The following is a 23,387-nucleotide window of genomic DNA, read 5'->3' as shown; positions in this document are numbered from 1 at the left end:
CCAATGTGGCCAACTGACTCAGCAACGTCTGGATCTTTGCCTCCAGGGCCTTCATCTCCCTGTCGATATCAGTCGGGGAATTCGGGGACTCGTAGACGTAGAAGTGTCGCGTGAATGGGATTTCGTACCCGATCCGAAAACGAACGATTTCTTGCGTTTCCGCGTTCTTGGACTCCGCGATCCACGCCTCCTCGGCATTGGGTTTCACCTCACGCGCGAAGTATTCGTCGATGTCACCACGAAGGGGTACATACTCGAAGTTTCGCAAACCTGGGTCGTGTTCGGGCTGGTCCTTCTTTGCATATTGGATCTCACCCTCGGGATCCGGCACTCCGACTGCGTCACGCATGGCCCTGTCGAAGGGCTTACCCTTCGGCCACGTCACACCCTTCTCAGCCATTGCTGCTAGAAGGTCACCCCACGCCTGGGCCTTGGTAGCCCAACTCGACCCGACCAGGGGTTTCAATGCATCAACTAGCTTCTCTGGATCACGGAACTCCCTGGCAACTACCCTGGATGCGCGCAACGCGTCAAGGGTGTCCTCAGTGACCTCGAAGCGCAGCTTGAGTGGCCGGTCTACGGCGATCCGCTTGTATCCGAATTCGTCGGCAGCAAGGACTTTCACCTTATCCGGTACGGAGTGTTCAGAGTTCTCACCTGAGCGCGCCAGTCGATATGCCTGCCCATACCAATGACAGATCTCCCTGCGTTGCTCCTCAGCGATCCGCTTACGCTTCTTGCTCAGCGACTTTGACATTTTGCGCCACTGATCCCGCGCGTCGACCAGGATGATCCGATTCTTGAGGTTCTTCGGCTTTCGGTTGGTGACGATCCAGAAGTAGGCAGAAAGATCTGTGTTATAAAAGAGTTGGTCCGGGAGGGCAACGATCGCTTCCAGATAGTCGTTCTCGATAATCCATCGGCGGATTTCCGACTCACCCGATCCCGCAACGCCAGTAAGCGGCGATCCGTTGAATACAATGGCGATGCGACTGCCCCCGACTTCTCTGCCTTCGGCGTCCTTCTTCAATGGCCTCATCTTCTGAATCATGTGCTGAAGGAAAAGGAAGGAGCCATCGTTAATGGGGGGCAGGCCAGCACCGAAGCGGCCATCGTAGCCGCGATCTTCATATTCCTCCTTAATCTCCTTCTCGACCTTCTTCCACTCCACGCCGAAGGGTGGGTTAGCGAGCATGTATTCAAACTGCTCGTCCTCATGGCCGTCGTGGGTGAATGAATTTCCGAAGCAGATATTGGAGGCCGTTTGATCCTTGAGGAGCATGTCTGAGCGGCAGATCGCGTACGACTCAGCGTTGACCTCCTGCCCGAACAGGTTCACGCGTGCCCGAGGATTGAGCGTCTTGATGTGTTCCTCAGCTGCCGACAGCATGCCACCGGTTCCGCAGGCCGGGTCAAGGATATCGACCACAGGAGCCTCACCGGTAAGGCGTTCAGCGTCTGGAGCGAGTAGCAGCTCGACCATCAGCTCGATCACCTCGCGTGGGGTGAAGTGCTCGCCGGCGGTCTCGTTCGAGGCGTCTGCGAATTTACGGATGAGTTCCTCGAAGACGAAGCCCATGTTGTGGTTGTCCACGACTGCGGGGCTGAGATCGATCTCGGCGAACTTCTGCACGACGAGGTAGAGCAGACCGGCCTTGGCCAGCCGCTCGATCTGAAGGTGGAAGGCATAGTGGTCGAGGATCTCGGTGGCCTCCGCCGAGAAGCCGTCGATGAAGTCCTTGAGGTTCTTCTCGACCTTGTCGGTGTCCTGGTCCGCGCCGATGGTGGCGAATGACTGCTGGGAGAGGTTCCAGAAGTTCCGGCCGGCAGCAGCCCGAAGCACGCCATCCTTGTTCATACCCGCGTATGACTCGGCACGCGCCCACACGTCCTTGCGAGTGTCCTCCATCACGCAGTCCATGCGGCGCAGCACGGTCATCGGCAAGATGACCTTGCCATACTCGGAACGCTTGTAGTCGCCGCGCAGCAGATCGGCCACCGACCAGATGAAGTCGGCCAGCTCCTGGTTCTTGTCGCTCACTCGTCACCTTTTCGTGTTGCTGCCTGCCGCGAAGTCTCTGTGCCGCCCGTCACAGCGAGCCGGACGGCGAACCTCACCAGGGTACGGAAGCGAACATCCCCCCGGGACGCCGACAGGCATTCCCCTCACCGCTGCTGGCGTCTCCTGGGCCGCTGCACTCACGCCGTTCGCGACACACCCGAGGCCACGTGCCATGACTGGAGGTTGCGTATCACCGCTCGTTGGCCACGCCGGCCGCCGCTGACAGCACAAGCCAGCTTCGGCGAAACTGCACCGGCCGACCGTGGTCCTTACCACCACTCGGGGATAAATCCCACACCCCAGATAAGAATTAGATTATTGACACAAATTGATCGGAAAGCCGCATAGGAGGCATTGCGGAAACAATGCACACCAGGGACTCCCCGCGCTGGAATCGCGGAAGCATGGCAACACTCTCGACACCACCGGCCCGTGCATGGCTGGCCCCGCAGCCACGCTCCGACTCTTCGCCCAGGGACGGCACACGGCGTTCGTCAAGGACCGTTTCCCGTTCCGACTCTGCGACACCTTCCGAGCGCCCCAGCAACTCACAGATTGCAGCTGCGGCCGCTGTCGCCCTCCGCCCGATCCCCGCACTGGCCATTCAAGCCGGCGGCGCCATCGCCGCTTCGATAGCCGCACACCACGCAGGACTGACAGCCCCGGCAGACCGGGCTCGCAAGGCGGCAGCCCGCGCCGGGCAAGCACCGCGCTTAACCCACTGCCGCGGCGAACCGACGCCCCAGACTGCAGGTGCACATCGCACGGATGCCGGTGCCCCAACCAGAGGGCGCTTCGGCCTCCCCGGAGCTGCCTCACTCCCCTGCCGGCCGATCCAGCCGGAACTCGCGAACTGCCCGGCCCCGTGACGCCGCTGCCCAGCAGCATGGCCGTCGTCGTCGAGGATGTACGCCATGGCGAGGAGACCGCTCAAGGCGGCGGCACGAGGGGCCAGTCATCCACGACTGCGCATGTGAATGGCGATAGCTCGCATGCGCCCCGCTGTGACCAGGCAAAATGCCGCGTCACCACCTGTTCACTGGCGCCGCGCTAGTGTGGAACGCGCCGCCGCGGCTTGGGGAGCGTGAATACAGGGCCCTTCGCAAGGCTGGCGCCTCATGGTGAGAACGGCTCACTGCAGGAGGGCTGCGACGGACGCGGGGAGAAGAACCCGCAGATCGGTGATCTGAACGTGGGCGGCATGCGTCGCGGTGAACTGGGCGACGGACATGCCCGGTGTGCCGAAGACGGTGGTGAAGGTCCGCAGCGCCCCTGGGCTGCGGTCCAGGGCCCAGGCCGCAGTTGAAGTGCTGGTGGTCAGGAAGCGGCAGGGCTCGGGGCCGATCACGAACAGCTCAGCCCGGCGGCCGGAGGTGTCGGCGGCCAGCATCACGAGATCCTTGAAGGTCTGGCGCTTGCGCATGGCGTCTGCGCCGCGCCAACGAGCGAGCTTGAACTCCGTGATGCGCTGGTCTGTCTCCACGTCGTACGGGCGGCTCGGGTCGTTGCCGGCGCCGAGGGAGGGGCGAACGGTGATGCGTTCTTCATCCCCGAGGATGTGGGGCAGTACGAGGAGGATGCCGCAGGCGTGGATCAAGTCGTTGATCCGGCCCAGGCTCTCGCGGACCGTGAGCGCTGAGGCAAGCAGCTGCGGCACGACGTGGCCGTCCGCCGCGATCCGCATGACATTCATCCCGTCGGCGCCCTCCAGTCGGTGCTCCAGCGAGGCCAGGGCCTGGGTGAGCGGCTGGCGGCTCAGGAAGTCGGCGAGGACCCCCACGGCAGTGCTCAGCCGCTCTGCTTCTTCACGGTCCTGGTGGGCTGAGGAAGTGTCCATGGCCGACAGTCTGGCTCTCCTTCCCGTCTCCGGTGGGCGTTGGAACGGCTCTCGCCGAGAACCTGTGGCGGTGCAGCGCGGCCTCCCGATGCGGGCCGCCGGGCAGCTACTCGGCGCCCAGGGCATGCTGCTGCTCAGGGATTGCCCCCGCCCGCAGTCAGCTCGACGTCACTCGTCTGTTCAGTGCCTTCGTCGGTGCCGTGTAACTGGTCGGCCGCTGGGTCGGCTTCGGCGGTTGTCGTGGCGGGCGGCTGTTCTGTTGCGGGTCCGCTCGCCGAGCTCGGCGAGCGGATCAGCGGACTGTTGCCCGGCCGTCTGCGTGGATGAGGTCTGCATGAGTCGGGCGGTGTGGTGGCTGAGCCAGCGGATGAGTGTGTTGTTGGTGCGTTCTTCGCCGAGCTCCGCGAGGACGGGGAAGAAGATCACCGTGCACTATCCCAAACCACCGTGCGTCACTTTCCGGCACTGATCAGGCCGGGATACGTTCACTCACAGCCCGTAACGATCGAGGATGTCCCGCGCCTAATGGGACTCATCGGGTCGTGAGTGAGGCTCGATGAGTGGCCGCCACCAGGTGAGCACTGCCCGCGCCGGAGCTGTTCGAGCTCTGCTGTCAGACCGTGCCCCTGCTGGTCGGCCGGGAGGCCGGACTGCTGATGGGATGGCGTGCCCGCCCGGCTTGCATGCTGGCGCGCTCGTCCTCCAGGCCACGATCGCCCACCAATGACCTCGGCGACCATCACTGTCACACCCCGTCGACAGACTGTCGCGGTGGGTTCGAAACTAGCCGAACGGGCCTTTCCTGCCGACGAGTTGCGCCGCAGCATGATCTCCACTCCGCGCCGCAACGCAACCATACGTACCCCGGCTGTCGAAGAGACTTGGAGGCCACAGCCCCGCTCCGGGTAAGCCCAAGTAGAACCGGAGGCCGAAGCGGCTCGACGACAGCGAGTGCGCCTAGTTGCTCTTGAGGCCTCACGGGGGGAAGGTAGAACGCCGAGCGGGTCCCTCCTCACTACGCTTGAGGGGGGACCCGCTCGGGCCACTGCGACTGCTATGGGGTTGCGGCGAACTCCTCTTTATGCGGTGCCGAACTCACCACGGTTGGCGGCGGCGACGAAGCAGTTCCAGGACGCCGCCGGGAAGGTAAGGTGTGCCCCCTTCTTGTTTTTAGAGTCACGGACGTGGATCACGTCCTGCGCGGCCCCCGTTGTGCCGACCGGTGAGGGCACGGCGCACTCAATGCAGTCCCCCCCGTTCTGGCCGCTGTAACTGCTCTTCCACCATTTGAGCTCCTGCGTCAACGGAGACTCTCCTAACTTCCTTGGTACCTCGGCCTTCTGCTGAAGGCCTCCCAGGCGACTGCCTGGGCATCCTTTCAGAGTCTCCCCTGCGGACCCGGATGGCCAGGCCAGCACCTGACCAGAGGCAGCCAGGCCTTGGAGTGGTCACAGGCTGGCCGCCGCCTCCTTGATCATCTTGATCGAGAACTCTTGGGTAACGGCAAGAGAATCCAGCCGCTCGAACACGTCGATGAACGGTGCGACCTTCTCGGCGTCCGAGTGGACTCCGCCGTCAACGAGGTTCTCGAGGTAGGCGAGCTCACCCACCGTCTCATCCTCGAAATCCCACAAGGTGAAGGGGCCGTGCATGGCAGGGTGCGCACCGGCAGCGAACGGCAGCACCCGGATTGTGATGTGGGGCTGCTCAGCGAGGTGCATCAAGCGTTGCAACTGCTGGCGCATGACCTCGCTCCCGCCCACGGGCCGCCGAAGGATCGCTTCGTTGAGCATCACCACCACCGAGGGTGCGCCCTCCTCGCGTTCCAGGATGCTCTGTCGCTTCGCCCGCACTGCGGCGTGGACCTCCTGGGTTTGCTCATCGGCCTCGGAGAGGGCGAGAATCGCCCGGGCGTACTCAGGGTCTTGAGTCAGGCCTGGCACGAACTCGGGTTGATAGATGCGGATGGTCCGAGCTGCAGCCTCCAGGCCGAGACAGGCTTGGAACCACGGTGGGATCTTGCCTTTGTACGGCTTCTCTTCCCACCAGTCTTTCCGCGTCTTGGTGATGAGGGCATAGTTCTCCAGCTCGTCGCGAAGCTCGCGCGGCGCCTCGTAGTAGTCGCAAAGAAGGCGAACGTCGCCGACCTCGACCGCGGTGTCCTTGGTCTCCAGGCGGGTCATGCGTGCTGTTGACCACCCGAAAACCTTCGCGACGGCGGAGGCGTTGAGCCCCCGGGCTTGACGGAGCCGGCGGAGCTGCAGCCTGAGCAGGATGCGGCACAGTGCGACGGACCTGTCGTCGACGGCTGCCATGTCAACTCCTTCTGTGGGGACTTCGTCTCGGGCTGCTGACGCGAGAACTGCTCACTCGACGTCAAGTGTCGACATGACGATAGCTTCCGGTCGCTCCGCAAGGAACCGAAGAAGCTCGTTGAGAAAATTTCGCAGACTCGCTTTACGTAAAGAAGAAGTCGCTGCCATACTCGGCTGGTCGCAACAGCAAGCAGCTGCTCGCTAACTCTGTGTGCCTTCGCATACCTCGCGAGCCTCCGCCAACTCGACGACGAGGACCGGCTATGCCTCCCACCTCGATTGACGCGTACCTGTCTGCGCAACTGCGGACAGGATCTGACCAGGCAACAGTTGCGAAGAGGGCGCCCTGCGTCCCGTCCTTGGCGAGGGACACGGCGGCTCATCCGACGGGCACTTGGAGCCCTGAAGTGGACGGCATCGCGCACGACACGAATCGGGACTGTGACGTACTCCTGGTAGTCGGCCCCGGTGTCTACGACGCGAAGAAGTGGTGGGTGCGTCCGCTGTCGGGAAGCTGCAGCGGGTGGCTGGCTGCGCGGGGGGACCTCGTGCCGGTCGCAAGGAGGTCCTCGTGACCGGCACGCTCATGCAGATGCTTGCCACAGAGCGGGGACGAGCCGTTCCCCGCGCGTGGTCGCTCCTGTACTGGCACCGCTCGCGGGAGAAGCGATCCCTGTTAGGGACGCTCTTCTGCGTCGGTCCAGTAGTCCTTGAGCATCTCGCTAGGCCAGGTCGGCTGTGTGACCTTGCCGCGTGGCAGGAACTCCTGGAACACCACGACCACATCGATGACGGGTGTGCCGTCATCGGCATCCAGGTCGGTCACATGTACGTCGAGCCCCTCGATCCGCAACAACCTGGGGAAAGACACGCCCAGGCCGGCCGGGCGCCGGTGATTGTGGTGAACGAAGGTTCCGGTCTCGGGCCACGCCGGGTTGTCGCGCGGGCTCCGGGCGTGGAGGGCGACGTCCTCAGGCGAGCGTTCGCTGAAGTGCCACAGCACCTGAAGGTGGCTGAACTCAGTGGCGCCCTTCAAGGTCTCCACGGGGAATTCCGGGTTCAGACGGATGATCGACTCGACTCCGCCCTTGAAGTCGTCGCGACGGCCGGTGTGGCCGCCAACGACTCGGCCGATTACCGGCACCTGGATGAACTCGTCGGACACGAAGGCCCCTTAGGTCTGATCTGGGTGGCAGTCGCAGCGACTGCCACGATCGTCGTCCTGGCCGCGTCAGCCTACGCCGAGGGCTGTCCGCGCCCTTGCGTCGAGTTCGGCGGCTCGGCTCCCTGCCCGGCTTCGGAACGGGGACAAGGCCCGGCGCATCTGAACTACGGTCTCGCGAGCTCTCCCGGACTGAACCCCGGCCATGGCATCGAGTGCCTGACCCCAGGTTTCGCAGGCGACGTCGAGGTGGCCTTGCTGGGCCTGTACCGCCCCGAGGTATCCCAGAGTCACGGAGTGAGTTCGGGTGAACTCACCGCGGCGAGTTCGCACACTGTGGCGGAACTGGCTCTCAGCTCCTTGGAGATCGCCCAGGTCACGAAGTGCGGCGGCGGTCTCGTGTGCGAGGCTGGCTTCGCCGAAGAAGAACACGCGGTTGGGCTCGTTGTCGCTCTCGCTGGCGCGGCTGAGGTCTCGTTCGGCCTGGAGCAGGGCGGCGACAGCGGCCTTCTTCTCGCCGCTCGCCGCCAGGCCTCGGGCGTGGACGACGCCGAGCAGCGAGCGTTCTCGCCAGCAGGCCTGGGCGTACCGGCGGCTGGAAAGCGACGCTTCGGCCAGCCGCACGGCCTCTCCTGGGTTTCCGAGGTCAACCGCTTGGTGGGCCATGGCACGCAGCGTATGGCCGGCCAGGGGAGCGTCGCCGGCTTCCTCCGCGAGATTGGTCGCGGCGGTCAACCAGCGAAGTGCGAGCGGATGTTCACCGCCGTCAAAGGCTGTCCATCCTGCGAGGTAGGCCAGTTCCGCTGCGGCCGACGTCATGCTGCGGCGAATGTCCTCGGTAGGGAAGTGGCTACCCAGGAGGTCAGCAACGTCCGTGCGCAGGTACGCCACCAGGGCGGTGCGCCCGGCGCGCCCGCCGCGCTTCTGGTCTCGCCGGGAGAAGAAGTCACACATCTCGCGGACGTCTTCCACGTCTTGAGTTGTAACGGTGTGGCCCGACAGAGGTTTGCGGGCGCGGGCCCGATCCATGGCCTGTTCGAACCACTGCTCGGCGGGAAGGGCCAAGCCGATCGTCGAGTGGATGGTGCTGGCCAAAAGGCGTCGGCGGTCGAGGTCCATGTCCGCACTCCCGAGCGTCACCAGCGTGGTCAGTGTGTCGTCGCTCCACGCCGGCGGCTGCGGCTCGGGCTCGGTGTCCGTCGCCAGCCCGATGTCTGCGAGCGTGACGAGGCGACCGAGGCCACGGGAGAGCGTCTCGGCCAAGATACGGGCAGCCGGCGGCTCGGGGGTCACTCCGCCCACCCACTTGGTGATGTGGGATCGGCCGACGGAGGCCAGGCTGGCGACACCGTGCTCTTCCGCCACCGCCTTGACGCGAGCGGCCAGACGGGCCTGGGACAGGCCAAGTTCAGCAATGGCCGCAGCCAGTTTCTCGTTGCGCATCCGTGCCATCGTGCGCCCCCGCCTCCAAAACGATCTTTCCCCACGTTCCCCACTCCCGCGTGCTCACCGGGATACCCAGCCCCTCGCAGACGCGGTTGTCTCGTGAAGACGATATTCCTCCAACCCGCTTGCGGCGCAGGGGAATCGACGACCTCATTCACATGGGCCGGCTCGGGGGCCAGAGCCGATTGCACGCTGCCAGGCGAGGAGAAGTGGCCGATGAACGTGCACCACTTGACGCGCACGACGCCTAGCTGCCTGGCAGCTCCGTCCACCGTCATGAGGCATGCGGGTGCGGCACTGCCAGCTGAAGGAGTGTGTGCGGTGACCGAACTCCACGACCTCGTCGTCACGCTCGGTGCGAAGAACGAGCCCCAGTTCGAAGCGTCCTTCCCCGCGGACCGGGCGGCGATCTCGCGTGTGCGCCGCCAGTTGCGTGCGTGTCTGGAGGAGGACGGCCTTGAGCACGTCGCCGACGATGTCACCCTGATCTGTACGGAGCTCATGACCAACGCCATCCTGCACGGCTGCGTCAACCTGCCGCACAGAGCGAAGGTCAAGATCACCGTTGCGTGGTCCGACGACCAGCTGCGCGTAGATATGCGTGATCCGTCCGCCGTGAAGCCCACGGAGCAGAGGCTCTCCGTGAGCCGGACGAGCGGGCGCGGCCTGTGCCTCGTCGACGAGCTGTCCGACCGCTGGGGCGTCGAGACCGACCCGGGGGGCAGTGGCAAGACCGTCTGGACGGAGCTCGACTCCCCCCGGAGGCGGGCATCATGAGCGTCCGCGCGATGGCCCTCCTTCCGATGGCCACCCGCGACTCGCGAGCACACGCGGTCGCCGACACCTCACCGAATTCGTTCGCATACGCGCCTCCCTCGAATGCTGCGGCCTTCCGCGCCCGCACCGCCCCGAACGGAGCGAGGGAGAAAGCCTTCGGGCATCTGCTGAACCGACTGGAGGAGACCGCCCGGTTCACAGCAGCAGCGGAAGCGGAGGCGACCGAAGCGCTCCTGGAAGCCATCCTGGGCGAGGCAGCCGCGCCGAACCGCGAGCAGATCGACGCCTGGACACCAAGTCTGGAAGCCGTCCTGCGAACCCTGTGCGAAAACTCAGGGCGATTCGTCCGGCTCCAGGGTCTGGACGCGAAGGAAGTCATCCGGCACGGCTTCGCCGTCCTCCAAGAAGTGCAGACGGCCACGGCGAGCTTGGGGCGGCTTCGACGTCTGGCTCACGCTGTCTCGGTGATCCTCGATCTCGCGGGAGATGCACCGTGATCAACACACGCCCGCAGAGCCCGACACTCCCGCAGCGCCTCGGCGCCAGTGATCGAGCCAGGCGCAGCACGGACCTGGGCCCGCGGCAGCATCGGGCGCTGGCCGCCTCTCGTCCCCTGATTGGAGACAACGTGTTATCGGCATTGCGTCCGGCGCTCGGTTGGCGCGGGCGCCACGCATCCCGCACCTACCTCGCACGACGGCGCCTTCGTCCCCTCAGCACCCTGCACGTCGTCGAAGACCTGGTGGAGCGGGTGCTGGGAACGTCACCACTGCCCCGTCGCGACAACGAAGTCATGCTGCTCCTCGCGGCCCTGCGCCAGCATCTCCCCCGTCTGGAGCGGATCGTCGCTGAGGCGGACCCTGACCTGGCCCGCCAGGCGCGCCGCATCCGCAAAGCGCCACTACCGGAGGGCTACATGCAGCTGGTGATCCTCACCATCCGGCTCGCAGAGGTCGCGCAGGCCCTGATCAACTCAGTTCCGGCGAATGCCGGGGCCGTTCTCGACGCGGCCGGGCACCCCCCGGCTCCCGGGCCGGATCTCACGACGGTGCCGGAGGCGGCTCGAGCAGACGCCCTGCAACATCGAGCCGTTCCGACAGCCGAGTTGGCCAGCGCCGCGGCGGGCTCCCCCGGCGGCTGTGGGCCTCCCACGTAGACCGGAGCCCGGCACGTGCGGCGCCCTAGTCGCCGTCGGCCGTCGGCGCTCGCTCTTGGGCTTCGGCTTCCGACTCTGGGGGACCGCTCGGACGCACCGCCGTCCGGTCCCGGAAGCCGCGAGCGAGGCAGCACCCCCCCGTATTGCCGTTCTCCCGGCTGCCTTGGCTCCCAGAGCACAACCACGGTAGCCAGTCCACGCCTTCCGCTTTGCCCATCCACCACTTCGTCCAAGGACCCATGGCCCCCATAGACCGCGCAGCGACCAGCGCCTGGCCTTCGGCGGCGGCCCGCATCTGTGCGCCGGCATCCCGCTCGCCGTCCTCCAGGCCCGGTCCGCCCTGCGGGCCCTGGCCGCGCGCTGCACGCACCTGACGCTTGACGGGGAGCCCGTTCGCGCCCTCAACAACCTCCTGCGCGGCTACAGCCAGGCCGCGATCGCCGTCGAGCTGTCCCCCCGCACCTCTGCTTCCGGCGCTGACACGCTGGAGGCACGCCAGCAAGGACCTCGTCATGACCCTCGCAACTCTCGTGTTGGCCGTACGACTTGACCTCTCGCCCAGGCCCGCTGCGGGCCCGCGGACGCGGGAGGTCGGGCCGGGCTGGGAGGTCCTACTCATGCCCGAACCGCTCGCCCGGCTCGTCACCGACACGATCACGCGATCCGCAGCGGCATCCGCCGTGGGCTGGGTCTTCACGCATGCCGGGCAGTGGGGCGTCTTCCTGCCCGAGCGGTCCGACGACCCCGCCTGGCCACCCGGCACCACGTACCTCAAGGCTGGCACGCACGTCACGCTGCCGCCCTTCACCTGGGGATTCGCTGAGTGCGACGGCACTTCCGGGTGGGTGAGTCAGGACGGCGGCCCGCTCAGCCGTCCTCTGCTCCTCCACCCAATCGTCAGCCTCCTCGCCACCGACGTCACCTGTTCCGCCTCCCCCGAACCGGAAGGCCTGACCATGCCCACCGCCTGCCTCACCCCTGCGCCGGCCCACGCCGCTGCCCCCGCGCCCGCCTACCCAAGGAGCCGGGGCGACCGGGGTGAGCGGGGCCACGAAGGTCCCACCCTGGCCGAGGTTCTCGACCTCCAGGAGGCCGAAGTACCCCACACCGCCGACGCCCTGGACCACTTCTTCGGCGACGTCTGACCTCTCGCACCGATCCCCCGACCACCCTCAGCAAGAAGGCCACGGCGATGAGCTCCCAACCCGCTTTCCGCGCCCAACGCGGCATTCTGGTGCGCTCCGTACTCCTGCACGACCTGCCGATCCCGCCGCTGCCGGACCTTTCCCAGCACGCTGCCGTCGCGTCGTCGTCCTGGCACCAGTGGGTCCTGCGGGTCTGGAACATCCCGCAGATCGCGACCGCCGTCCGCCACGCGAGCCCCGACCTCGCCCGCGAAGTCGACGACCTGGCCGAGCGGCCCGGCGACCCCGAGGCCGTACGGCGCCTGGCGCTCTCGCTGCTCAGCTACGTCCTGCGCCTGTCGCGCCCAACGCCGTTCGGCCTGTTCGCCGGCATCACGGAAGGCGAGTTCGGCTCGGAGACCGTCGTTCGGTGGGGTCGAGATCACCAGTTGCTCACCCGGGCCGACGGCGAGTGGGTGGCCGCCGTCGTGCAGCAACTCGAAGCCGTCCCGGAGATCCGGCGGAACCTTCGGGTCATGGCAAACAACTCGCTGCGCACGCGCGGTGAACGGCTGGTTCTTCCCTGGCAGCAGCGGGCCCTGGAGGCAACCGGCACCGCCGTCCACGAAGTGGCCATCCGGCGCACCGCGGCCGTCGAGGCCGCCGTTCGGTTGGCAACCTTCCCGGTGCCCTACCGCGAGGTGGCTGACAAGCTCGCCACTGCCCACCCCGAGCTCGGCGTCACCGGCTCCGAGGAGCTGCTGGATCTGCTGATCTCCAAGCGTATGTTCCTCACCAGCCTCCAGCCCGCAAGCACCGAGAGCAATGCCCTCGGACACGTGGCGCAAGAGCTGAAGAAGACCTCCGTGCTCGCGTCCTCTCCCGCAGCCGGCCTGGTCGCGGCGGTGCTGGAGATCCACGCGCGGATCGGCTCGCTCGACCGCCGGTACGGCCAAGACCCGGAGCGGCATCGGCTCGCGGCCACCAGGCAGATGCGTCAGATCGTCGACCGGCCCACGCCCCTCTCCGTGGACGTACGCATGGACGCGGACCTCACCGTGCCCCGCGCGGTGGCCTGGGAGACGCAGGCGGCAGCCGGTGTGCTGGCCCGCGTCACGCCGGAGCCGCACGGGACCGTGGCGTGGAGCCGCTACCGCGCACGGTTTTGCGACCGGTACGGCGAGGGCGTTCTCGTGCCGCTGATGGATCTGATCGACCCGCACACCGGGCTCGGGCTGCCCGAGGACTACCACGGCACCGCGCGTGCCCCGCGGCCGAACACCGTGCGGCGTGACCGCCTGCTGGTGACTCTCGCGCAGCGCGCCGCCGCCGATGGGCGGGACCTCGTCCTGGACGAGGACCTCATCGAGCAGCTTGCCGAGCCCCAACCAGCCAGCGCCGCGGACGCGCCCGCCCACGTGGAGCTGGTCGTCTCAGTGCACGCGGCCGATGTCCAGCAGCTGAACGCCGGGGAGTTCACGCTTGCCGTTCGCCGGGTCGGTCGCGGGTGGGGGCACTTCAGCGGCGGGCGGTTCGCCGCCTTGCTCGCCCACCAGGCCCGTCCCAGCGACCTGCTGGGCTCCCTGGCCCGCCGCCCGACCATCGTGCACGGCGCCCTGCCCGTGCAGCTGGCGTTCCCCTCGCTGCTGCCCAGGGCCCTGCACATCACGCACACGCCTCGCCTGCTCGCCCCGCTGATCTCCCTGTCCGAGTTCCGCGAGCCGGATCCCGGCGTCTTCGCGCCCGATGACCTCGCGGTGATCTGCCACCAGGAACGGCTGCACCTGGTTTCCCTCTCGCGCCTCCAAGTGCTGGAGGCATCGATACCGCACCCGCTCCAGATCGAATGTCAGACCCCGGGCGTCGCCCGGTTCCTCGACGAGATGCAGCGCGGCCAGGGCAGCCGGCTCGTCGGTAGCATCGGCAACCTGTCCGCCTGGGACTGGGGCGCTGCCCGGCACCTGGCCGTCCAGCCTCGGGTGCGGGTCGGCCGCAGCGTCCTCAGCCCGACTACCTGGCGCCTGGTGCACACCGGGCTGCCCGGCTCGGGCGCGCCCGTCGACGAGTGGGAGGAAGAGTTCGCCGCGCTGCGCGAGCGGTGGCGCCTGCCCCGGCACGTCCACCTCGAGCACTGGGACGAGCGGCTGCCCCTGGACCTGGACCACCCGTCTCACCGCGCGCTGCTGCGCACGCACCTGGACCGGCGCCGGTCGCTGGGACAGCTCACCCTCATCGAGGCCGAGCCTGATGACGCCTTCGGATGGTGCGACGGCCGGCCCCACGAGATCGTCACCTGCCTCGCCTCCGCAGCACCGCGCCAGCCAGCGCCGCCCCTGCGGGGCGCGCCGATCGCGGCACGCGGCCAGACTCAACTGCCCGGCGCCTCCCCGTACGTGTCCACCCGTCTGTACTGCCAGGGTCCGACCCGGCACGCCCTGCTCGTCGATCATCTGCCGGATCTCTTCGCGGAACTTCCCCGCTCGATCTGGTGGCTGACGCCCCGGGACGAGGACGAACTCCCGCACATCATGCTGACCGTCCGGCTGGCCGAGGCTACACAGGCTGCCGATGCTCTGGGAACGCTCGGCGCATGGGCCGACCGCCTGATCGGCGCCGGCGTCGTCGGCGATGCCGCTTTCACTGCGTACCAGCCGCACACCGGCCTGTGGGGCAACCGTGCAACGCTGACGGCTGCGGAAGAAGTCCTGGCGGCCGACTCGGCAGTCGTTGCCTACCAGCACGCCCACCAGCACCACCTGCCTCCTCCTCCAGTGCTCGCGGCAGCGAACGTCGTGGCCATCGCAGCCGGCCTCCACCATTCTCCTGCGGACGGGTTGCACTGGCTGTCCGCTCAGCCGAAGCCGCCCGGCGCCGAACGACTCCCCAAGGAGCTGCTGGAGCAGGCCCGCGTGCTCGCCGTCCCGGACGGCAGCTGGGCCGCTTTCCGGACAACTCCGCTCGGCGAAGACCTGGTTGACGGCCCGTGGGCGGACCGGCATGCCGCTTTGGGCAAGCATCGCGCGGCACTCGACGCCGCCCCGCACACAGACGTGAACGCCGTGCTGCGGGCGCTGGTCTCCGCGCACCTCCACCTCGCCGGCGAACCCGTCGACGGCACCGCTTGGCGCCTGGCCCGCGCCGCCGCACTGGCGAGCACCCGACCGCGCCGAAGGCCGGCTTCCTGAACTACCCGAGCACCGCACACGAGCCGCACTATGCCCACAAGGGACGGATTTTCCACTTATGTCTCACTGCATCGAGGACTACGCGCTCATCGGGGACACGCAGACCGCGGCCCTGGTCTGCCGGGACGGCACAGTGGACTGGCTGTGCCTGCCCCGCTTCGACTCGCACGCGATCTTCGCCGGTCTGCTCGGCACGGAGGAACACGGGTTCTGGCGCCTCGGTCCGGCGCACGCCTCCGACGCTCCGCCGCCGCGTGCCGCCCGGCGCACCTACCGCGGCGACTCGCTGATCCTGGAGTCCGAGTGGGACACCCCGCGCGGCACGGTCCGGGTGACCGATTTCATGCCTCCCCGCGACGGCGCGCCCCAGCTGATCCGGATCGTCGAGGGCGTCTCGGGCCGGGTGCCGATGCGCTCGACCCTGCGCATGCGGTTCTCCTACGGCCGGGTGGTGCCGTGGGTGCACAAGCACGAGGGCCGCACGGTGGCCGTGGCGGGCCCGGACTCCGTGTGGTTCGACACCGACTGCGAGACCTACGGCAAGTCGCTGACCACGTACGCGGACTTCACGGTCGCGCCCGGTGACCGGATCGCGTTCACGATCTCGTGGGAGCCGTCGCACAAGGAGCCGCCCCCGCTGCCGGAGCCGGAGCAGTCCCTGGCGGCGACCGAGGAGTTCTGGCGCGAGTGGGTCGAGCACTGTACGTACCACGGTCCCTACCGCGAGGCCGTGATCCGCTCCCTGATCACGCTCAAGGCGCTGACGTACGGCCCGACCGGCGGCATCGTCGCCGCTCCCACCACGTCCCTGCCGGAGGACATCGGCGGCGTCCGCAACTGGGACTACCGCTACACCTGGTTGCGAGACGCGGCGATCACCCTGACGTCGATGCTGCGCACCGGCTACCGTGAGGAGGCCCGCGCCTGGAGGGACTGGCTGCTGCGCGCGGCGGCCGGTGACCCGGAGAACCTCCAGATCATGTACGGCATCGCCGGCGAGCGTGAGCTCGGCGAGGCCGAGCTGGACTGGCTCCCGGGCTACGAGAACTCCTCGCCCGTGAGGGTGGGCAACGGCGCGGCGCACCAGCTCCAGCTCGACGTCTACGGCGAGGTCACCGAGGCCCTGCACGTGGCCCACATGACCGGCCTATCCCGCAACGACTACGCCTCGCTGCTCCAGCTCAAGTTCATCCACTACCTGGAGGACCACTGGCAGGAACCGGACGAGGGCATCTGGGAGGTGCGCGGTCCGCGCCGGCACTTCGTCCATTCCAAGGTCATGGCCTGGGTGGCGGTGGACCGCACCGTCAAGCTCATCGAATCCGGCGTGGTGACCGGCCCATTGGAACGCTGGCGGCAGCTGCGTGACGACATCCACCGGGACGTGTGCGAGAAGGGCTACGACAAGGAGCGCAACACCTTCACCCAGTCCTACGGCTCCCAGGAGCTAGACGCGTCCCTGCTGCTGATCCCACAGATGGGCTTTCTGCCGCCGGACGACAAGCAGGTCATCGGCACCATCGAGGCGATCCAGCGGGAGCTGTCCACCCCGGACGGCTTTATCCTGCGCTACCCCACCGACGGCGAACAGGCGGGCGTCGACGGCCTCCCGGGCGACGAGGGCGCTTTCCTCGCCTGCTCGTTCTGGATGGCCGACGACCTCGCGATGATCGGCCGAGTCGACGAGGCCCGCCGACTGTTCGAGAAGCTCCTCGCCATCCGCAACGACCTGGGCCTCCTTGCCGAGGAGTGGGATCCGGTCCGGAAGCGGCAGGTCGGCAACTTCCCGCAGGCATTCAGCCACGTCCCGCTCATTGACACGGCCTTGCGCCTCAATGCCGCCATCGGAGTCAGCGGATGACGGCCAGCTGAGGCACTCCCGTGCAACATCCCGATCCGTCTCTCCCCCTTTCTTCTCACGGAGTCCACATGACCACAACGCCGCAAGACGAGGCGGTCGTTCGCTTGCTTACGATGAACTTGGAGCACGACGGCGGCCCTGACGTCGGCGGGCGTCCGCCCCGGCTGTGGCACCAGGCGAACGAGCTGATCAGCTCGCGACGCCCGGACCTCATCCTGCGACAGGAGATGACTCACAGCCGCGACAGCCACTACCGGCGCCTCCACGCGGCCGAACGCGCCTTGGGCATGCGGGGGTTCCTCGGCACAGCCGGCCTCGGACGCAACCCCACCGGCATGTTGGTGCGCGAGGAGACCTTCGAAGTGCACCAGCACGTCACCCACCAGGTCCATCCGTGGCGCACCCCGCCCACCCATACCGTGCTGCGCCTGCGTGACGTCCCCGGGGTGGACATCATCGCGGTCAGCTGGCATCTGGCCTTCAACAGCCCCCGCAGCAGGGAGCGGGAGACCGACGAGATCCTCGCCTTCGCCGACAAGATCAACCAGGGAGCGGCCTTCGTCGGCGGCGGCGACTGCAACGAGGCCCCCAACCCGAAGGGGGAGACCGAACCGCCGATCGACTGGGACAAGGTGACCGACCGGCTGCACATGGCCCACCGCACCAATCACGACCCGGCCACCGGACGGCGCGTCGCCTGCACCTACCTCGACGACACCCTTACGGCCGCCGGCCTGTGCGACGCGGCCCGGCACGCCGCCCGCTCGCTGAACCAGCCGGGCGCCCTCGGCGCCACCGCTGGCCACGCGAAGCCCAGACAGGGCGGTCCCTGCCGCATCGACCGGATCTACCTGGACCCGTGGCTCGTCGAGGCCGTCGTGGACGTCACCGTCCTCGACACCACCGGCGTCAGCGACCACCACGCGGTCGAGGTCGTGCTCTCCCGTCCCCGCATGGTCGAGGCCCTCCGCCTGATCGCCGACCGGAGGGCTTCCCGTCCGGTGCCCACCTCCAAGGAAGCCCTGTGAAGACCCTGCTCGCACCAACCGTCCTGCGCCCGCCGGCACGACTTGGCACCCGGACCACGGTCAGTCAGCCGCCCGCGCTCACGGGCGAGGCCCCTGTACAGCCCAGGGTCCGGGCCGGTGCGGCCGAACTGCGCGCGAGGCGGGAGGCCGATTTGCACCGCGCCCTCGCCCGGCTCGCCGACACCGGCACGGCCGTGCGGGTCGGCCGGTACAGCCTGGTCGGACCGCGTCAGGACCCCGCTGACCGCCTCGCCGAGACCCAGGCCGTGGTCCATCGCCGCCGGTGGACGGACTCCATAACCACCTTCGACATCACCGGAGCGGGCGGCCCGGCGCTCCGTCCGCAGATGGCCCGGCTCTTCGCCGCGCTGGACGCCGGCGAGATCCACGGCATCGTCGCAGTCTCCCAGGTCGACATCAGCCCCTACCACGACATCTACGCCCATACTCTCGCCGTTCTCCGGGCCCGGCGCGGCTTCCTCGCCCTGGCCCGCAGCGAGACCAGCATCTGACACCACTCCGGGGGGAGTTACCCATGAGCACCGCCACCACCGCGGCCCCATCGCCGGGCCCATCAACGGTCCCGTCGACGGGCGCCGACCTCGGCCTGAGCCGGATCCCTAAGGGTCGGCGGCTGACGGGCGAGGCCGCCGCACGGTTCGCCACGGACGTCATCAAGGCCTACAAGACCAAGTCCATTCGTCGTATCTGCGAGGAGACGGGCCGCTCCTACGGGGCGATCCACCGCCTGCTGACGACCAGCGGCGTCACCATGCGCCCTAAGGGCTATCAGCGCAAGGCGTCGGCCAGTGCGGCGGACGTCTCGTGACCGGCCAGACTGCAGTCCCCGCCCGCACGGATATCGCCCAGGACCTCATCGGCCGGGTCGAGGCCGCTCGCCGGACGTGGCGGGCACCGGCTCACGTCCGCGAGGCAGTCATGGCGGACGATGTCCAGGCCGCCCACCATGCTGCGCTCGCGGACACCCAGGCCCTGCGGCGGCTCGTCACCAAGTGCGGCTGGCCCGGCCGCTCTCTGGTGGGCGACGAGGGCTGCGAGGCGGCTCTCGCCATCGCGCTGCAGGCCGATCACGACCCGGCCTTCCAGAAAACCTTGCTGGCGATGCTCGCCGAGGCCGTCCGCCGCGGGGATGCCACGACCGCTCAGTGGGCTCACCTTCACGACCGGTGCCTCGTCCCCAGCCGCCCGCAGGAGTACGGCACGCAGTACTGGCTGCGCGACGGACGGATCGAACTGCACCCCGTCGCCGACCCCGGCGGCCTCGACAAGCGGCGGGCCGACGTCGGACTGCCGCCCCAGCGCAAGCAGGCCGCCCTGCTGGAGCGGCACCACCTCGCCGACCCCGACCTGGCGGCGACCGCGTCCATCGGCCCGGCACCGGTCACCAGCGAAAGGCCTGCGGCATGACCGACACGATCACCGTCGTGAACTGGAACCTGGAGAAGGGCATCAACCTGGAAGCGGGCGCCCGCTGGGTCCGCGAGCAGCGCCCGGACCTCTTTTTCCAGCAGGAAGTGCAGCCCGACCAGCTTGCCCGGCTGTCGGAACTGCTGGAGATGGACGGCCACATCGCTGTGCCACGGCCGGGCAGCTCCAACGACAACGCCATCTTCGTCCGCCCCGGCGGACCGCTGGTGTGTACGGAGGAGTACCCGCAGGCATGGGCGCCCTGGCATGCGCCGGCGAACATCGCCGTCCGGCTCCGCGACGCCGACGGTTCCCTCAGCCCGCGGCAGATCAGCGCCGTCAGCATGCACACCTGCTACTGGTCGCCCGAACACCGCCTGACCGAGGCCCGCTGGTGCACCACGCTCGCCAAACCCGGATGGCTGGCCATGATCTTCGGCGACTGGAACAGCTACCGCGTCGGCACGGACATCCGCTGGGATGCCTACACCGACCACGCCTTCGTCGCCAACCGCACCTACGAGCACGACGGCCGTTGGCACACCGACGTCGGTCCCGACCGTGAACTGCTGGCAGCCGGGTACGTCGAGATGGCCCGCCACGCCGCCGAGCACCTCGGCCAACCCGAGGCCCTGGCCCCCAGCTCTGGCTACCGCGACCACCCCGGCCGGCCCTCCGGGCCCCGGCACACCATCGACCGGGGCTACCTCAGCGCCGAACTCGCCCCCGTCCTGACCCGCTACGTCGTCTGCGACACCCCGCAGCTGCGCCGCCTGTCCGACCACCTCCCCCTCCACGCCGCCTTCGGCCTCGCGCGCCTGCGCGAAGTCCTCCACGCCACCCCCGCGATGTACCACCCCACCGACGACCGCACCGACCACGAAGGAGTAACCCGCGCATGAGTGCCCCCCTTACCTTGGTCTGTTGGAACTTCGAGAACAACGGAAAGAGCGACCCGCAGCGTCGACGCGCCGGCGACGAGCTGCTCCGGTCGCTGAACCCCGACATCGTGTTCCGCCAGGAACTCTGGGACGCCGGCACCAACGGCAGCACGATCTTCAACGAGCAGGTCCACACCCTCGGACTGCACGGTGTTCTCGGTGAGGGATCGTGCACGGCCCTCTTCTACAACCCGGCGAAGTTCGCCGTCGTCCGGGACTGGACGAAGAGCCGGGCGCCCCAGTACGTCATGCTGCCCACCGCCCTCACGCTCCGCTACGACGACGCCGGACCCGAGGCCCTGCCCTTCATCGCGGTCTCGTACCACCTCAACTACGCCAGCGCCGAGCAACGGCTGTTGGAAGCCGAGTGGTTGACCACCTGGGCCGACAAGGGCTGGGCCACGCCCGACGGGCGCCGCCGCACCCTCCCCGCGATCTTCGTCGGCGACAACAACTCCTACACGCAGCCGGGGACGCCGGGCGACCTGGCGCCGCCAGACCTCGCCTCGGTCAAGAACAAGCCGCACCGATTGCACCGCTCCTACGCCGTACCGTCGGGTGAGCGGGTCCCGGACATCCGACCGGACGTTGCGTTCCGCACGGCCGGCCTTGAGGACGCTGCGCGGTTCTGTGCGACCACGCACGGCAACCACAAGGCGCTCGCCCGGACGGTCAACGCCTGCGAGACCCACGGACCGGACAGCCGCGTCGATCGGGCCTATCTCACTCCCGAGTTGTTGCCGACGCTGGCCGGATTCGAGGTGATCGAAGTCAATGAAGATCTATCCGATCACCACATCTTGCGGCTCAGCCTCGACGGCGACCTCTTGGCCGAGGCACTGACGGTGTCGGCCTCCAGCTCATCGGGGTGATTGGTCGAGCACGGCACCGTCTTCTCTGGCCACGGCAACCTGTCCACCACACCTGGTGAGGGTCACCGAGACGGACGCGACGTCGCGACGCTGACGGCCTCTTCTCCGACAAGGCGTGGGTCTTTGCGTGGTGCGGTGTGGGCCGCAGAACGCAAAGACCCACGGCACACAAGGTCCCGCAACAGCCACTCCACGGCTTCCCCAGACCCCACCGCGATGGGCGGCATGATGATGAGTCCAAGATCAACGAATGCAGAGCGCAACGAAATGTTGATCAAGCACCTGGAAGCTCTGGGCTGGTCGATCAGTGGCTTCGCACGCCGGATCGCCGCACGATGCGAGGCGTTCCATCTGCCCTACAGGGTGGCTCCGAGTACCGTCTCGCGGTGGTGCAAGGGTGCGACTCCCGGCGGCGATCTCGCAGCCGCCGCGTGCCATGTGCTGTCGGGGCGCGCGATCCCCGGAGGCCGCGCGCACGGCATCATCTCCTCGTCCCGCGCCAGCGCTGTGATGACCTCCCGACCCCCACATCGAGGGGGACTCCGATCATCCTTCCGGCCCAGTCCGGCTGGTGAGCCACACCGCGGGCACACCGAAGCAGCGAACGAACACCCCGCGAGCAACCTTGCGGCTCTGGGGACATCAAGGAGGACGACATGACTCAACCGGAGGAGTCACGGGCCCGGACTGTCGTACCGCTCCTTTACCACCTGCTGGATGCTCCGGAGCTCAACTGCGCTTCACCGAACAAGTTCCGGGTCCTCTGGCCGATCATGGCCGAAGACGCCGCGAAAGCGTTACAAGAGCCGCGACTCGCCAGGGTCCGGCCCTCCTCAGCTACCTACAAACGGTGGCTGGCCGGCACCCACATCCCCCGCGGAGACCTGCGCACCATCCTCGAGGCCTATTTCGGCAAGAAGGTCGAGGCCCTCTTCCAACTCGTCCCCGTACGCGACATCGTCCGCCCCCGCCCGCTGGACCGAAGGACGCGCACCGCGGCACGAACCCTGGACTACACCTGGCCCACGTCCCGGCACGTCCCCGGCGAACCGGACGCTGGAATCTTCGGCAACTGGGAGCTCGCCGGCGGACGGCACTTCGATGGCACCTCGATCGGTGTGCAGATCTATGAAGCTGAGCCCCGCGGCGACGTCATGGAGATCGGTTCCGCAGACCTCCCCCACCTGGAGACCTTCGTCCGCTCCTCGCGCAGGGGCGTGATCCTGGCCTCCCCCGGTGCCGCCGGCGGGTCCGGCCTGTATGTGATGGACGCCGCGCTCGCCCGCCAGAACCTCTTTGTGGGCCAGGACCCACGTGTACCGCTCGCCTACCAACTGGACGACCTGGTCTACGCCATCATCTGGGCGCTGCACGTCATGGACGACGGCCTGCTGGCGGACGACAACCCGCTCTCCGACCGCGCCGAGCAGCTCCGGCACTACGTCAGGATCAGCAACTCGGCGCCGCCTCGATCCGAGATGCCCGAACTCTCCCCCATCGGCGCCGCGTGGCTGGGCTCCAGCCTCTGCGCCCAGTACATCGTCCGCCATCTCGGTGACCTTCACGAGGTGCCGGCGTTCTGGACCCGCGAAGCCACCGGGGAGGAATGCGCACCCTGGCTGCTCTTCAGGCACAAGCACGACTACCTGCAGAACGTCGCCGATCGCTTCGCGGGACCAGGGAGCGCGCTCGGTCGCGCGTTCTGCGTCCCCGAGCCTGTCATTCGATCAAGCGAGACTTATGAGCGAATTCTCCTGTTCCTCACGCTCGCCATGATGGAGATGTACGGGGTCAAGGTGTGGCTGACCGCGGAACAGGCGTACCAGGAGGTCGAGGGGTTCGTCCTGGCACGCAACCAGGCCATCCTGGCGAACTGGGTACGCGGGGAATCCGTCTGGCGGGTCGCTACCACTAGCGCGCGACGGGAGGTGGCTCCCTACCAGGAGGTGATCGGCCACGTACGGGCCCACAGCCTGGTCGACGGGCCGACCCCGGCGGCACGGCTGGCGGCCGTGGCCGACTACCTCGACCTGGACTGGGCCTGGCTGACCGGCCGGTGCCAGGGCCTCGCCGAGGAGGGGATCACCAGCATGCTGCGTCCCCGCAGCCGCCTCCTCACGCTCAAGGCACTCGACCAGACCCTGCGCTTCATCGGCAGACTGGGCAGCCCCTCTGGCGGCCGATAGGCTCAAC

Annotated in this window: 18 protein-coding genes and 1 pseudogene; 13 read left to right on the top strand and 6 right to left on the bottom strand. The window is 67.9% G+C overall.

The window, feature by feature from the left end:
* Positions 1-10 precede the first annotated feature (10 nt).
* The 6 genes and pseudogenes from IF28_RS0103470 to IF28_RS0103445 form a co-directional block, all read right to left on the bottom strand.
* Positions 11-2,041: pseudogene (locus IF28_RS0103470) on the bottom strand (type I restriction-modification system subunit M); the annotation flags it as partial.
* Positions 2,042-3,194: 1,153 nt separating this feature from the next.
* The gene (locus IF28_RS0103465) at positions 3,195-3,899 is read right to left on the bottom strand and encodes a hypothetical protein (RefSeq protein WP_030213686.1); all 705 of its coding nucleotides are present in this window, start codon (positions 3,897-3,899) and stop codon (positions 3,195-3,197) included.
* Positions 3,900-4,978: 1,079 nt separating this feature from the next.
* Positions 4,979-5,203 (bottom strand): DUF397 domain-containing protein, encoded by a 225-nt coding sequence (locus tag IF28_RS0103460; protein WP_030213683.1) that lies wholly within the window; start codon positions 5,201-5,203, stop codon positions 4,979-4,981.
* Between the two features lie 144 nt (positions 5,204-5,347).
* Positions 5,348-6,214: a helix-turn-helix domain-containing protein gene (locus tag IF28_RS0103455; RefSeq protein WP_030213680.1), complete on the bottom strand. Its 867-nt coding sequence runs from the start codon at positions 6,212-6,214 to the stop codon at positions 5,348-5,350.
* Between the two features lie 676 nt (positions 6,215-6,890).
* Positions 6,891-7,379 carry a TrmO family methyltransferase domain-containing protein gene (locus IF28_RS0103450; RefSeq protein WP_030213676.1) on the bottom strand — a complete coding sequence of 163 codons (489 nt, stop codon included), beginning with the start codon at positions 7,377-7,379 and terminating at the stop codon, positions 6,891-6,893.
* 66 nt (positions 7,380-7,445) lie between these two features.
* Complete coding sequence (locus IF28_RS0103445; protein WP_319125731.1) at positions 7,446-8,819, bottom strand: Tat pathway signal protein; 1,374 nt, start codon at positions 8,817-8,819, stop codon at positions 7,446-7,448.
* Positions 8,820-9,143: 324 nt separating this feature from the next.
* Between IF28_RS0103445 and IF28_RS0103440 the strand changes: the two genes are divergently transcribed.
* From IF28_RS0103440 to IF28_RS36030, 13 genes are all read left to right on the top strand, one after another.
* Positions 9,144-9,599 (top strand): ATP-binding protein, encoded by a 456-nt coding sequence (locus IF28_RS0103440; protein WP_051713619.1) that lies wholly within the window; start codon positions 9,144-9,146, stop codon positions 9,597-9,599.
* The gene (locus IF28_RS0103435; protein ID WP_030213668.1) at positions 9,596-10,096 is read left to right on the top strand and encodes a hypothetical protein; all 501 of its coding nucleotides are present in this window, start codon (positions 9,596-9,598) and stop codon (positions 10,094-10,096) included. The genes IF28_RS0103440 and IF28_RS0103435 overlap by 4 nt, the downstream gene beginning before the upstream one ends.
* Positions 10,093-10,755, top strand: a complete 663-nt coding sequence (locus IF28_RS39060) for a hypothetical protein (protein WP_158713644.1) — start codon at positions 10,093-10,095, stop codon at positions 10,753-10,755. Before IF28_RS0103435 ends, IF28_RS39060 begins: the two co-directional genes overlap by 4 nt.
* Positions 10,756-11,372: 617 nt before the next feature.
* Complete coding sequence (locus IF28_RS36915; RefSeq protein WP_158713643.1) at positions 11,373-11,900, top strand: hypothetical protein; 528 nt, start codon at positions 11,373-11,375, stop codon at positions 11,898-11,900.
* A 47-nt stretch (positions 11,901-11,947) separates the two neighbouring features.
* Positions 11,948-15,064: a lantibiotic dehydratase gene (locus IF28_RS0103415; RefSeq protein ID WP_030213654.1), complete on the top strand. Its 3,117-nt coding sequence runs from the start codon at positions 11,948-11,950 to the stop codon at positions 15,062-15,064.
* Between the two features lie 58 nt (positions 15,065-15,122).
* Positions 15,123-16,925: a glycoside hydrolase family 15 protein gene (locus tag IF28_RS0103410; protein WP_030213650.1), complete on the top strand. Its 1,803-nt coding sequence runs from the start codon at positions 15,123-15,125 to the stop codon at positions 16,923-16,925.
* A 113-nt stretch (positions 16,926-17,038) separates the two neighbouring features.
* Positions 17,039-17,953, top strand: coding sequence for an endonuclease/exonuclease/phosphatase family protein (locus IF28_RS0103405; protein ID WP_234324857.1), 915 nt, complete (start codon positions 17,039-17,041; stop codon positions 17,951-17,953).
* Positions 17,950-18,465, top strand: coding sequence for a hypothetical protein (locus tag IF28_RS36910; RefSeq protein WP_030213644.1), 516 nt, complete (start codon positions 17,950-17,952; stop codon positions 18,463-18,465). The genes IF28_RS0103405 and IF28_RS36910 overlap by 4 nt, the downstream gene beginning before the upstream one ends.
* A 23-nt stretch (positions 18,466-18,488) precedes the next feature.
* Entirely contained in the window at positions 18,489-18,782 is a 294-nt protein-coding gene (locus tag IF28_RS0103395) for a helix-turn-helix domain-containing protein (RefSeq protein WP_319125732.1), read from the top strand.
* Positions 18,779-19,381 carry a DUF6624 domain-containing protein gene (locus tag IF28_RS0103390; protein WP_158713642.1) on the top strand — a complete coding sequence of 201 codons (603 nt, stop codon included), beginning with the start codon at positions 18,779-18,781 and terminating at the stop codon, positions 19,379-19,381. Before IF28_RS0103395 ends, IF28_RS0103390 begins: the two co-directional genes overlap by 4 nt.
* On the top strand, positions 19,378-20,283 hold the full coding sequence (locus IF28_RS0103385) for an endonuclease/exonuclease/phosphatase family protein (protein WP_030213633.1): 906 nt from the start codon (positions 19,378-19,380) through the stop codon (positions 20,281-20,283). Before IF28_RS0103390 ends, IF28_RS0103385 begins: the two co-directional genes overlap by 4 nt.
* Positions 20,280-21,194: an endonuclease/exonuclease/phosphatase family protein gene (locus IF28_RS0103380; RefSeq protein ID WP_030213630.1), complete on the top strand. Its 915-nt coding sequence runs from the start codon at positions 20,280-20,282 to the stop codon at positions 21,192-21,194. The genes IF28_RS0103385 and IF28_RS0103380 overlap by 4 nt, the downstream gene beginning before the upstream one ends.
* Before the next feature lie 656 nt (positions 21,195-21,850).
* A complete protein-coding gene (locus IF28_RS36030; protein ID WP_051713616.1) occupies positions 21,851-23,380 on the top strand; it encodes a hypothetical protein in 1,530 nt (509 codons plus the stop codon).
* Positions 23,381-23,387 lie beyond the last annotated feature (7 nt).

The sequence above is a fragment of the Streptomyces sp. NRRL WC-3626 genome (assembly GCF_000718785.1).
Lineage (GTDB): Bacteria > Actinomycetota > Actinomycetes > Streptomycetales > Streptomycetaceae > Streptomyces > Streptomyces edwardsiae.
Note: the sequence above shows the minus strand (reverse complement) of the source record. Positions and strands in the feature narration are given on the sequence as shown.